This is a genomic window from Rhizobium sp. BR 249 (genome assembly GCF_047445895.1).
Taxonomy (GTDB): Bacteria; Pseudomonadota; Alphaproteobacteria; order Rhizobiales; family Rhizobiaceae; genus Rhizobium.
In genome coordinates this window covers 301151-312808 of record NZ_JARWKX010000001.1, presented here as the reverse complement: position 1 = coordinate 312808, position 11658 = coordinate 301151, and the positions used below count along the sequence as shown (strand labels likewise).

Below are 11658 nucleotides of genomic sequence, written 5' to 3'. Positions count from 1 at the left end.
CGCTGTTTACGCTATTTTGCGGGCCGGTCGAAGTCGTGTCAGACCGGCCACGCCTCCAGCCGCCAGGCCGAATCCCAGAACATCCATTCATATTGGGAGGCGCGCACGAAAACATCCATCATCTGAGTGCGTTCCGCCTCCGATGCGGCCCGGGCGGCGATATCGGTCAGCGCGATCACTTCGCGGGCGCCGGCGGCGAATTGCGGATCGCCATAGGTGTTGATCCAGGCCTGGAAAACATTGTCCTCGATAACAGGCCTGCTCTTGATGCCTTCGCCGACATGCCAGTAGATCCAGAAGCAGGGCAGAATGGCGGAAAGCGCAACGGCATAGGAGCTGTGATAGGCGGTCGCCAGAAGGAAATTCGTATAGGCGAAGCAGGCAGGCGAGGGCTCTGCGGCCGTCACATCCGTGCTCGAAATGCCGAACTGCGAGAGAAAGCCGGCATGCAGGCCCTGCTCGACGGTGATCGCCTTCTGCGCCGAGCCGAGGAAGCGCAGCACCTGTGCATTGTCGGGCGCCTTTGCCGCGACGATGGCCAGGCACCGGGCATAGTGCTTCAGATAGATCGCATCCTGCAGGATGTAGTGGCGGAAAACTTCCGGCGGCAGCGTGCCGTCCGAAAGCCGTTCCAGGAGCGGCAATCGCTCGATCTCGGCCATAACAGGCTTGATCCGGTCCCAGGCGGCGGCCGTGAAGCTTCCCGTGATTTCGCTGTTCTGCATGCTGCCGTCCATGATGTCCTCCGCTCTCCAGGCGCCGCTGCCATATATCGGCGGCGCGGCAGCGAAGGCAAGCGAGATGACACGTGGAGGCGACTTGATTCCATCATGAGATAATGTATTTCTCATATAGTAGAATCAGGAATCGGCGATGGAACAGGAACTCGAACAGGCGATCGGCAGCCGCATTCGCACATTGCGGCTGGAAAAGGGTCTGACCTTGGATGAGCTTGCCGAGGCGTCGGGCGTCAGCCGGGCGATGATCTCGCGCATCGAGCGCGCGGAGGCGAGTCCCACCGCCTCGTTGCTGGCAAGGGTCTGCGCAGCGCTCGGCCTGTCGCTGTCGGCCTTCTTCGCGGAGGAGGGGCAGCAGGCCTCGCCGCTCGCCCGCCGGCAGGAACAGCAGGTTTGGCGCGATCCGGAGACAGGTTATCTCAGGCGCGCGGTATCGGCGCCCGGCACGGCTTCCGCCGTCGATATCGTCGAAGTCGAATTTCCGCCCGGCGCCCGCGTCAGCTTCCCGCCGCATGCGGCATCCCATGACATGACGCAGCATGTCTGGCTGTTCGACGGCGAACTGGAGATGACGGCGGGCGAGACTGTTTACCGGCTGCGCCCCGGCGATTGCCTCTTCATGCCCGTCGGCGAGGGGCACTCCTTCCATAATCCCGGCAATGCGCCGGCGCGCTATTGCGTCGTGCTCGATCGCGGCGGCCGATAACGACATTCATTTCAGGAGAAGAACGTGCCCGATATTCGAATCCTTTCCGCCAAGGCGGCCCGCGCTGCCATTCCCGATCTTTCCGAGGTGCTGGCCGATTGCGTCGCGGGCGGCGCTTCGGTCGGCTTCATGCAGCCTTATGGAGCTGAAGATGCCGAGCTTTACTGGCGAGAGGTTGCCGATGCGGTCGCCGGCGGCAGCAGCCTGCTGCTGGTCGCCGAACTCGATGGCCGGATCGTCGGCACGGTGCAGGTGGGTGCCGCGCAAATGCCGAACCAGCCGCATCGCGGCGATCTGAAGAAGCTCCTCGTGCACCGCTCCGCCCGCGGGCGCGGCCTTGCCCGCCTATTGATGGAAGCAGCCGAGCGCGAGGCGGCCAAACGCGGCAAGACCCTGCTCGTGCTCGACACGGCAACCGGCAGCGATGCCGAGGCGATCTATCCGCGCCTGGGCTGGCAGCGCGTCGGCGTCATCCCCGATTATGCTCTGTGGCCCGAAGGCGGCTTCTGCGACACCACCCTGTTCTACAAGCGGCTCGCCTGATTGCCCCCGCGCAGCCTGTGCTCACTTTGCGAATATGGGAAGCGCGCCAGCCAGCGTCGCGCCCGCCGTCCATTGCGCCGCGTTCCAGCCGAACTGCCGCGCCGCTTCGACATTTTCCGCAATATCGTCGATGAAGGCGATGTCACCGGGCAGCACGCCCGCGCGCTCGGTTGCAAGCTTGAAGAAGTCCAGCGAAGGTTTCCTGTGCCCGAGGGCTGCGGAATAGAGGATGTCGTCGAAATGGTCGCCAAGGCCCAGCTTTTCCATCAGGTAACGTGCCCGCCTATGCTCCTGGTTGGTCGCCAAGAAGAGCGTGACACCGCTGTGTCGAAGCGCGACGAGTTCTTCCAGGAGACCGCTGTCGACGCGGGAATCGTTTTCGAACCAGTAATCGATCAGCGTCGCGGCGCTGAGATGAGGCGCGATTCTTGCCAACACCTGGGCGAGCCTCGGTTCCAGCGCCTCGCGGCCAACGATGATCTCACCCCAGTGAGTCTGGAAGAATTCCCGCTGCAGCAGTTCGAGACTAAGTCCCAGATCGCGTTCCAGAAATGTGAAGAGAGGAAGGCCGTCGGCCGGACGCCCATGAATGAGCACGCCATCGACATCGACCATCAACACTTTCATGCGGAAAAATTCCTCGTTCTCAAAACACCGGCGAAAGTGGCGTCATTCGTTTGGCCGATCAAGGACGCAGCACCGCTTTTTCATCGGGGCTGACCCGTGTACATCTCGACTTCCAACCAAGGACGAATCCGAAATGCGCGTCATCTATTCCGAAGATCATAAGCTGCGCGATGCCAGGACCGAGCTCTATGCCGGTCAGCTGGTGACGCCCTTCGAGGCGCCGTTTCGCGCCGAGTGGATTCTGGCGGCGGTCAAGGAAGCGGGTTTCCGGGAAGTCGTGGCGCCGGATGCCCATGGGCTCGAAACGGCGCGTAAGGTGCATGATCCCGCCTATCTCGATTTTCTCGCGACCGTCTGGGATCGCTGGGTCGCGGCCGGCTTCGAGGGTGAGGCGATCGCCAATTCCTTTCCGGTCCGCCGCACCAGCCAGCGCGTGCCCGACAATATCGTCGGCGCGATCGGCCATTATGCCAATGCGGCCGACACCTCCATCACCAAGGGTTCTTATGAAGCGGCGGTCGCCTCGATGCGCTGCGCGGTGTCAGGCGCCGATTGGCTGAATGCCGGCAACCGCTTCGCTTTCGCGCTCTGCCGCCCGCCCGGCCATCATGCCGGCATCGATCTCTTCGGCGGCTATTGCTTCATCAACAATTCCGGCGTCGCGGCCCAGCGTCTGCTCGATCACGGTGCGAAGAAGGTTGCCGTACTCGATGTCGATTTCCACCATGGCAACGGCACTCAGGATCTCTTCTATCACAGAGGCGATGTCTTCACCGCCTCACTGCACGGCGATCCGATGTTTGCCTTTCCCTATTTCCTCGGCCATGCCGATGAAGAAGGCGAAGGGGAGGGCGCCGGCGCCAACCGCAACTATCCGATGCCGCCCCATACGCCCTGGCAGGTCTGGTCTTCGGCGCTTGCCGATGCGCTTGCCCGCATCAAGGCCTTCGGCGCGGAAGCGATCGTCGTGGCGCTCGGCGTCGACACGTTCGAGCGCGATCCGATCTCCTTCTTCCAGCTGAAATCTGAAGACTTCATTCGCATGGGAGAGATGATCTCCGCCGCCGGCCTGCCCGTCGTCACCTGCATGGAGGGCGGCTATGGCGTGCCCGAGATCGGCCTCAACGTTGCGAACGTTCTCAAGGGCCTGGAAGCCTGATATCTTGATATGACTGACGAGACCGTTTCCTCCGATATCCCGACACCCCGTATGCTGAGTTGGGCGCGCAACTCCGCCATCTATCGGCTCGAGCGGCGGATGATGACGGAAAAACAGCTCTTTGACGCCATCACCCGCAAGGCGAAGGAGAAGTTCGAGGATATCAGCGCGGCGCAACTCAAGGCCGTGGCCGATTTCGCCGTCAAATTCGCCTATGACAACAAGGTGCTCGACGATGACGCCTATGCAGAGATCAGCACGCGCTCTGCCGTGCGCGGCGGTAAATCGAAGCGCGCCATCGCCCAGAAGCTTGCTGCCAAGGGTGTCGCGAGCGACAAGGTCGAGGCCGCGCTCGGAGAGGCTGATGATCTCTATGCCGCGGCGATATTCGCCCGCAAGCGCGCCTTCGGTCCCTTCCGACGGGTCGAGCTTGACGAAAAGCGGAAGGCCAAGGAGCTTTCGGCCTTCGCCCGCAACGGCTTTAGCTTCGACATCGGCAGGAAGGTTTTCGAGATGAGCTTCGAGGATGCTGAAGAGGTCATCTTTGCCGGCCGTCTCTGATATGCATCAAAGCTCTTTCTGCCTGGATCAGAAGTTTGAATTTGCCGCTCGCAAACCGTCTTCGTAAGAAGAGCGCACAATCGGGGGCGAGCATGGAAGAAAAAGTAAATGGCGGAGCGGGCACGCTGACCGCGGAGACGTCAATGGCATTCGGCGGCGTGGCGGCCGGCGGGCTGATGTGCCTCATGTCCATGTCGTCGATCCAGTTCGGCGCGGCGCTTTCCTCCTCGGCCATCGCCGCCTATGGACCGGCCGGCGCCTCCTGGCTGCGCCTCGCCGTCGCCGCCATCATTCTTGCCGTCTTCGTGCGGCCGCGTTTCGCCAGCTACACCAGGGCGCAATGGACGAGCGCTCTGGTTCTCGGCGCGACGACGGCGCTGATGACCATGAGCTTCTTCGCGGCGATCGAGCGTATTCCACTCGGCCTTGCCGTGGCGATCGATTTCCTCGGGCCGCTTTCGGTTGCGACCATCGGCTATGGCCTCAGCCGGCGTCTTATCTGGCCCCTCATTGCAGCACTTGGCGTTCTGGCGCTTGCTCATGACGGTGAAGGCTGGGTCGGCAATGTCGAGGGTATTCTCTTTGCGCTCGGCGCGGGAACCGGTTGGGCGATCTATATCGTCCTGACGAAAAAGATCGGCGCGAGCTTCAAGGGGTTGGAAGGGCTTTCCATGTCGCTGATGGTTGCCGCCTTGGTCGCGACGCCCTTCGGCTTCACCGGTGCCGTGCCGGCGCTCGACGGCTACGGCCTGATCGAAATGGCGGGGCTTGCCATTCTGGTGCCGCTGCTGCCCTACACGCTGGAACTCATCGCCTTGCGGCGCATGCCGACGGCCTCCTTCGGCATTCTCATGAGCCTCGAGCCCGCCATCGCCGCACTTGCCGGTTTCGTCATCCTGGCCCAGCCGATGACGCTGCTGCAAATGGCCGGAACTGCCTTGGTCGTCGCGGCAAGCGCCGGTGCGACCTTTTCCGCAAGGCAGTGATCAGCCTGCCTTTTTCGCAGGATCGTCGAGAGCGGGATTGTAAAAGAGCGATAGCGTCAGGCTTTTGGCGATCCGCTCGGCGGTCGCCATGAACCATGCCTTGGCTTCCGGCGATGGGGCGATATCGTCGAGCGTTGCGGCAAACAGCGACAGCCACTTCGGAAAGAGATCGGGTGTCAGGTTCTGAACGCCCGTATGCGCCTGCACCGGCTTGCCGCCATAGGCGCCGCTGCGGAAGGCAACCGCCGACCAGAAGCTCTTCATCTTCTGCATATGCTCCGGCCAGCGGCCGGACAGCCGCGCGTCGAACACCGGGCCGAGATCGGGATGTTCCAGCACGCGCCCGTAAAAAGTCTCGACCAGCCTGTCGATGAAGGCCTCGTCGATACCCATCGCCCGCATTTCGGCCTCCGCCCTTTCGCGGATCGCCGCGACATGGGCAGGCCGGCCCTGAATCTCATTGTCCATCATAAACCCCGGCGCCGCATGATGCGGCAGCCCTCATATAGGTCTTTATGACTGGAAGCCAAAGTCGTCGGTGCCGATTGCGGCAATCTGTCAGCCGGCATGCCCCACGCACTTGACCGTCATTGCCTGCTTCTCTAGATTTAGAATTATTCTAAATTATGGAGAAAGTGATGCTGGCGCGGTTTTTCAGATCCTCGAAACGATCGTTCGACTCGTTGTCCGAGCAGGAGATCCTCGCCCTGGCAATCGCCTCCGAGGAAGACGACGCCCGCATCTATCTCGCTTATGCCGACAGACTGCGAAAGGAATTTCCGGCCTCGGCCAAGGTCTTCGAGGATATGGCCGAGGTCGAGGATACGCATCGCAAGTCGCTGATCGAAATCCACCGGCAGCGTTTCGGCGAGCGCATCCCGCTGATCCGGCGCGAGCACGTGCAGGGCTTTTACGAGCGCAAGCCCGATTGGCTCCGGGCAAACCTCTCGCTGGATGCGATGCGGCAGGAAACCGAGGCGATGGAAGAGCAGGCCCATCGTTTCTACGTCGAGGCGGCAAAGCGCACCTCGGACGCCTCGACGCGTCAGCTTCTAGGCGATTTGGCGCTCGCCGAACAAGGGCACGAAGACATCGCCCGCATGCTTGGCGACAAACATACGCCCGAGGAAATCAAGCGCGACGAGGACGAGACGGCGCACCGGCAATTCGTGCTGACCTATGTGCAGCCGGGCCTCGCCGGCCTGATGGATGGCTCGGTCTCGACGCTGGCGCCGATCTTCGCCGCGGCCTTTGCGACGCAGGATACCTGGCAGACCTTCCTCGTCGGCCTTTCGGCCTCCGTCGGCGCCGGCATCTCGATGGGCTTTACGGAAGCTGCCCATGACGACGGCAAGATCTCCGGCCGCGGCTCGCCGGTCAAGCGCGGCCTTGCCTGCGGCATCATGACGGCGCTCGGCGGCCTCGGCCACGCGCTGCCCTACCTGATCCCGCATTTCTGGACCGCGACGATCACCGCCGCCGTCATCGTCTTCTTCGAACTCTGGGCGATCGCCTTCATCCAGAACCGCTACATGGAAACACCCTTCCTGCGCGCCGCCTTCCAGGTGGTGCTCGGCGGCAGCCTCGTCCTCGCCGCCGGTATTCTGATTGGGAATGGGTGAGGAGCGGTCGGCGAAGCCGAGCAATCGATCCAGTGAATCGATTGCAGCGACGAACGCCCTGAGCCCAAGCGAAGGGCCGGGAGACCGTGCGGCAAACCAATACCTTATCTCACGCGACGGTGCGGCAAAGCGATCAGCCCTCATCAGGGTTGGAAAGAGCGCAGCTGCATCCCCCAAAAGCAAAAGGCCGGCTTTCGCCGGCCTTTCCCCACGTCCCCCTCGAATTCTTATCGCAGAGCGCCGACCAGAACGTCACGGCCGTTCTCGATGGTGACCCAGCGGCCGGCATTGTAGCTCGACTGGCGCTTGACGAAGGAATAAGGCGTCCCGAACCACGGCTTCACGTCGGAAGCGAGGTTGTCGAGCACGAAATCGCCCTGGGCGGTGCGCAGCGTCAGCACGGCATGGCCTTCGCCGTCAGGCTTGCGCACGACGGTCATCAGCAGGTCGGCGGCCGAAAAGCCGCGCTGGATCAGCATGCGGCGCTTCAGCAGCGCGAAGTCCTCGCAGTCGCCGGCGGTGGTCGGATAGGCCCAGACTTCGTCCTTGCCGTAGATTTCCTTGTCGGTCATCGGGGTGATCGTGCGGTTGACCGTGGCGTTGACCGAGCGCACCACCTCCCACTTCGCCGCGGTCATTTCGACCGGGCCGGAATTGCGGTTCGGCCCGCATTCATTGCGGTGAATCTGGCAGAAATCGTAATGGCCGATCGGCTGGGAGGTGGCGTTGCCCGTAACCATGGAGGCATTTCTGGTTGGAGCCGGGATGGCAGCCGTCGCCATCGCAAACACGGCCATCATGGCCACGAAGATACCCTTGATCCGCACGCCCGCTCTTCCTCGCATCGCCCCTTAATTATTAACAAAGTGTTAATGGAGAGGGCCGAGAAGAGTCAATCGTTACTTCTTAGGAGGGCCTGCCAACTCGCCGACATGGTTAAAATGCAACGGGACCGGGAACTTACTTCGGGATGATCGGCGCCGCCGCTCAAGCAGGCTTTTCCATACTTGCCGATGAACGGAGGATGCCTTTGACGGCGCTGACGAGAAGCGCGATATCGCCGGGACGGGAAAGACGGTGGTCGCCGTCGCGGACGAGGGTCAAGACAACGTCGTCGGCGGGAAGATGCTCGACGAGCTTCATCGCATGCGCATGCGGCACGTCGGGGTCCTTCATGCCCTGGAGGATATGCACCGGGCAGCCCGTCTCGATGATGCCGTCGAGCACCCGGTTCTCCCGGCCGTCCTCGATCAGCGCCCTGGTATAGATGTTCGGTTCCGGGCTGTATTGCGAGCGCTCTTCGAAATAGCCGCGCTCGGCAAGCGACTTGCGCTCCTTTGCCGTCAGGTTCGGCTCGATCAGCTCGGAGGTGAAGTCGGGCGCCGGCGCGATCAGCACCATCCCGGCGAGCTTTGGGCCGCCCTGCCGTGCAAGCTCCTGCGCCAGCCTCAGCGCGATCCAGCCGCCCATCGAGGAGCCGACGAGAATGACCCGGGCGGGCGCGGCATGGCGGAGAACGGCAAGCGCCTCTTCGAGCCAGCGTGAGATCGTTCCGTCGCGGAAACTGCCGCCGGAAAGCCCGTGGCCGGAATAATCCAACCGGATGCAGGCGAGGCCGAGTTCCGCCGCCAGCCCGTCGAGCTCCACCGCTTTTGTGCCGCTCATGTCGGAACGGTAGCCGGATAGCCAAACGAGCGCCGGTGCGTCATCGCCGCCCTGCGCCGGGCGGACGATGAAGGCGATCTCACGCGCCGCCTCGCCCTCGCCGACGGCCAGGAACTGCGGCTGGGCATTGGGAATCTGATCTGACATCGGCGAAACTCCTTTTATTTTGGCCTATAAAACAGATTCTTGACAGGCTGACAGCAGGTGATTTTTCCGCTAAAGGATGATATTGACTCCGTTGCAGCGATGACGAGACACGTTGGTGCACCCTCACCGGGAGCGCGCGGCTGCAACATTCCGAAACAACGCGAGGAGAATACGACCATTCGCAGACCTTTTAAGACCGATGCGCCCGTGAAGGACGGTCCGCGCTCGAACCGTGAAATCCGCATCCCCAAAGTTCAGCTGATCGCGGCTGACGGACAGAATATGGGCATCGTGCCTACCGACCAGGCCTTGAGAATGGCGGAAGAAGCCGGCCTCGATCTCGTCGAAATTTCCCCCAATGCCGAACCGCCGGTGTGCAAGATCCTCGATCTGGGCAAGCTGAAATATGCCAACCAGAAGAAGGCTGCCGAGGCGCGTAAGAAGCAGAAGATCGTCGAAGTCAAAGAAATCAAGATGCGCCCGAACATCGACACCCATGATTATGAGGTGAAGATGAAGGCGATGGGCCGCTTCTTCGACGAAGGCGACAAGGTCAAGGTGACGCTGAAATTCCGTGGCCGTGAAATGGCCCACCAGGAACTCGGCATGAAGCTTCTGCAGCAGGTCAAGGCGGATACGACCGAGATCGCCAAGGTGGAGGCCGAGCCCAAGCTCGAAGGCCGCCAGATGATGATGGTGCTGGCGCCGAAGTAAGCGCCAGATACTTTTTCGCCCCAAGGCCGTCCGCAAGGGCGGCTTTTGTGCTTTCGGCTACCGTATTTTCGGCGCGCCGAAGATTCCTCCGCGGCCCCGTTGCACTTTCATGACGCTGCGGTTATAAGCGCGCGTCCGAACTGACCGGCAGGGCATGCCGTGGCAGTTTCGAATGCTTGTGGGACGGTTCGTCGCCGTTCCCGCAGATCAACAACAAACGCTCCCGCACCTTGTTGCGACGGCCGGAGAACCGGACTTCGCGAGGAGGGCTTTTTGATGAAGCGCGCAGGGAGGACAGAAGGAGTAGCAAAATGCCCAAGATGAAGACGAAGTCCTCTGCCAAGAAGCGGTTCAAGATCACCGCAACCGGCAAGGTCAAGGCGGCTGCCGCTGGCAAGCGCCATGGCATGATCAAGCGCTCGAACAAGTTCATTCGCGATGCACGCGGCACCATGGTTCTCGCGGAACCCGATGGCCGCAAGGTCGTGAAGAACTATCTGCCGAACGGTCTCTGAGACTATTCCGGTAACGCGTTAGATTAAGGAGATCATGAAATGGCACGTGTAAAAAGAGGCGTCGCTGCCCACGCCAAGCACAAGAAGGTTCTGAAGCAGGCCAAGGGCTTCTATGGCCGTCGCAAGAACACCATCCGTACCGCCAAGGCTGCCGTCGATCGCGCCAAGCAGTACGCATACCGCGACCGCAAGGTCAACAAGCGCAACTTCCGCGCCCTCTGGATCCAGCGTATCAACGCTGCCGTCCGCGAATTCGGCCTGACCTATGGCCGCTTCATCGACGGCCTGAACAAGGCTGGCATCGAAGTCGACCGCAAGGTTCTCTCCGACATGGCGATCCATGAGCCGGAAGCATTCGGTGCGCTGGTTGCTGCCGCCAAGAAGGCCCTTGAATACCTCAAGGAAACCGGCACGGCTAACGAGTTTGAAGGCGCGGTTCGTTAACCAGCGCTTCCCAAGCTTTGAAGTTATGATTTTGGGAAACCCGCGCTGGTTTGGGCTAGTGCGGGTTTTTCTTTCTTTATATTCCTTGCGCCGGTCGGCGCCACCTGCCTCCCGATCCCCCGCCTGATACTGGACGGAAAGAAGTGACAATGTCAGATATCGACCAGCTCAACTCATCGCTGCTCGCGGAAATCGCTGCTGCCAATGACGAGGCAGCCCTGGAAGCCGTGCGCGTGTCCGCTCTCGGCAAGAAGGGCTCCGTCTCGGAGCTCCTGAAGACGCTCGGCGCCATGACGCCGGAGGAACGCCAGACCCGGGGTGCGGCGATCAACGCCCTGAAGAATGCGGTGACGGACGCCATTGCCGAGCGCAAGTCGGTACTGAAAGTTGCGGCTGTCAATGCGCGGCTGAAGGCCGAGACAGTCGACGTCAGCCTGCCGGTGCGCTCCTCGCCCGCCGAGCGCGGCCGCATCCATCCGATCAGCCAGATCGTCGACGAGATCACCGCGATCTTCGCCGACATGGGTTTCTCGATCGCCGAAGGTCCCGATATCGAGACCGACTACTACAATTTCACCGCGCTGAACTTCCCGGAAGGCCATCCGGCCCGCGAGATGCACGACACCTTCTTCTTCAATCCGGATGAGAATGGTGAGCGCAAGGTGCTGCGCACGCACACCTCGCCCGTGCAGGTGCGCACCATGGAGACGCAGAAGCCGCCGATCCGCATCATCATCCCCGGCAAGACCTACCGTCAGGATTCGGACGCCACGCATTCGCCGATGTTCCATCAGGTCGAGGGCCTGGTCATCGACAAAAAGGCCAATGTCGCCAACATCCGCTGGGTGCTCGAGGAGTTCTGCAAGACCTTCTTCGAGGTCGACAGCGTAACGATGCGCTTCCGCCCGTCTTTCTTCCCCTTCACCGAGCCCTCCTTCGAGGTCGATATCCAGTGCGACCGCTCCGGCCCGATCGTCAAGTTCGGCGAAGGCACCGACTGGATGGAGATCCTCGGCTGCGGCATGGTCCACCCGAACGTGCTGCGCTACGGCGGCCTCGATCCGGACGAATATCAGGGTTTTGCCTGGGGCATGGGGCTCGATCGCATCGCCATGCTGAAATACGGCATGCCCGACCTGCGCGACTTCTTCAACGCCGACGTCCGCTGGATGACGCACTACGGTTTCCGCCCGCTCGACATGCCGACGCTGTTCGGCGGCCTCAGCGTTTGA

At 61.8% G+C, this 11658-nt stretch carries 15 protein-coding genes; 10 read left to right on the top strand and 5 right to left on the bottom strand.

The window, feature by feature from the left end:
- Nucleotides 1-38: 38 nt before the first annotated feature.
- A complete protein-coding gene (gene tenA / locus QD408_RS01575; RefSeq protein ID WP_414138115.1) occupies nucleotides 39-737 on the bottom strand; it encodes a thiaminase II in 699 nt (232 codons plus the stop codon).
- 136 nt (nucleotides 738-873) lie between these two features.
- Here tenA and QD408_RS01570 point away from each other — a divergent pair, with 136 nt between their 5' ends.
- Both QD408_RS01570 and QD408_RS01565 read left to right on the top strand, forming a co-directional pair.
- Complete coding sequence (locus QD408_RS01570; protein ID WP_414138114.1) at nucleotides 874-1443, top strand: helix-turn-helix domain-containing protein; 570 nt, start codon at nucleotides 874-876, stop codon at nucleotides 1441-1443.
- Between the two features lie 24 nt (nucleotides 1444-1467).
- Nucleotides 1468-1986, top strand: a complete 519-nt coding sequence (locus tag QD408_RS01565; RefSeq protein ID WP_414138113.1) for an N-acetyltransferase family protein — start codon at nucleotides 1468-1470, stop codon at nucleotides 1984-1986.
- Between the two features lie 21 nt (nucleotides 1987-2007).
- On the opposite strand, the gene QD408_RS01560 is transcribed toward QD408_RS01565, so the two are convergent.
- Nucleotides 2008-2613 (bottom strand): HAD-IA family hydrolase, encoded by a 606-nt coding sequence (locus QD408_RS01560; protein WP_414138112.1) that lies wholly within the window; start codon nucleotides 2611-2613, stop codon nucleotides 2008-2010.
- Nucleotides 2614-2746: 133 nt separating this feature from the next.
- Between QD408_RS01560 and QD408_RS01555 the strand changes: the two genes are divergently transcribed.
- The 3 genes from QD408_RS01555 to QD408_RS01545 all read left to right on the top strand — a co-directional run bounded on the left by QD408_RS01555 (nucleotide 2747) and on the right by QD408_RS01545 (nucleotide 5319).
- Nucleotides 2747-3772, top strand: a complete 1026-nt coding sequence (locus QD408_RS01555) for a histone deacetylase family protein (protein ID WP_414138111.1) — start codon at nucleotides 2747-2749, stop codon at nucleotides 3770-3772.
- A gap of 9 nt (nucleotides 3773-3781) precedes the next feature.
- Entirely contained in the window at nucleotides 3782-4333 is a 552-nt protein-coding gene (recX, locus tag QD408_RS01550) for a recombination regulator RecX (protein WP_414138110.1), read from the top strand.
- A 92-nt stretch (nucleotides 4334-4425) separates the two neighbouring features.
- On the top strand, nucleotides 4426-5319 hold the full coding sequence (locus QD408_RS01545) for an EamA family transporter (RefSeq protein ID WP_414138109.1): 894 nt from the start codon (nucleotides 4426-4428) through the stop codon (nucleotides 5317-5319).
- Here the strand turns inward: QD408_RS01545 and QD408_RS01540 are convergent, their stop codons facing one another.
- Nucleotides 5320-5787, bottom strand: coding sequence for a group III truncated hemoglobin (locus tag QD408_RS01540; protein ID WP_414138108.1), 468 nt, complete (start codon nucleotides 5785-5787; stop codon nucleotides 5320-5322).
- Nucleotides 5788-5957: 170 nt separating this feature from the next.
- Here QD408_RS01540 and mbfA point away from each other — a divergent pair, with 170 nt between their 5' ends.
- Complete coding sequence (gene mbfA, locus QD408_RS01535; protein ID WP_088684395.1) at nucleotides 5958-6941, top strand: iron exporter MbfA; 984 nt, start codon at nucleotides 5958-5960, stop codon at nucleotides 6939-6941.
- A gap of 227 nt (nucleotides 6942-7168) precedes the next feature.
- On the opposite strand, the gene QD408_RS01530 is transcribed toward mbfA, so the two are convergent.
- The gene (locus tag QD408_RS01530; RefSeq protein WP_414138107.1) at nucleotides 7169-7768 is read right to left on the bottom strand and encodes a transglutaminase-like cysteine peptidase; all 600 of its coding nucleotides are present in this window, start codon (nucleotides 7766-7768) and stop codon (nucleotides 7169-7171) included.
- Between the two features lie 160 nt (nucleotides 7769-7928).
- The gene (locus tag QD408_RS01525; RefSeq protein WP_414138106.1) at nucleotides 7929-8753 is read right to left on the bottom strand and encodes an alpha/beta hydrolase; all 825 of its coding nucleotides are present in this window, start codon (nucleotides 8751-8753) and stop codon (nucleotides 7929-7931) included.
- Between the two features lie 177 nt (nucleotides 8754-8930).
- On the opposite strand from QD408_RS01525, the gene infC reads away from it, so the two are divergent.
- The 4 genes from infC to pheS all read left to right on the top strand — a co-directional run bounded on the left by infC (nucleotide 8931) and on the right by pheS (nucleotide 11658).
- Complete coding sequence (infC, locus tag QD408_RS01520; protein WP_077991295.1) at nucleotides 8931-9467, top strand: translation initiation factor IF-3; 537 nt, start codon at nucleotides 8931-8933, stop codon at nucleotides 9465-9467.
- Between the two features lie 311 nt (nucleotides 9468-9778).
- Nucleotides 9779-9982: a 50S ribosomal protein L35 gene (rpmI, locus tag QD408_RS01515; RefSeq protein ID WP_007813308.1), complete on the top strand. Its 204-nt coding sequence runs from the start codon at nucleotides 9779-9781 to the stop codon at nucleotides 9980-9982.
- Nucleotides 9983-10021: 39 nt separating this feature from the next.
- Nucleotides 10022-10426, top strand: coding sequence for a 50S ribosomal protein L20 (rplT, locus tag QD408_RS01510; protein ID WP_064693455.1), 405 nt, complete (start codon nucleotides 10022-10024; stop codon nucleotides 10424-10426).
- 149 nt (nucleotides 10427-10575) lie between these two features.
- Nucleotides 10576-11658, top strand: coding sequence for a phenylalanine--tRNA ligase subunit alpha (gene pheS, locus QD408_RS01505; RefSeq protein ID WP_088684398.1), 1083 nt, complete (start codon nucleotides 10576-10578; stop codon nucleotides 11656-11658).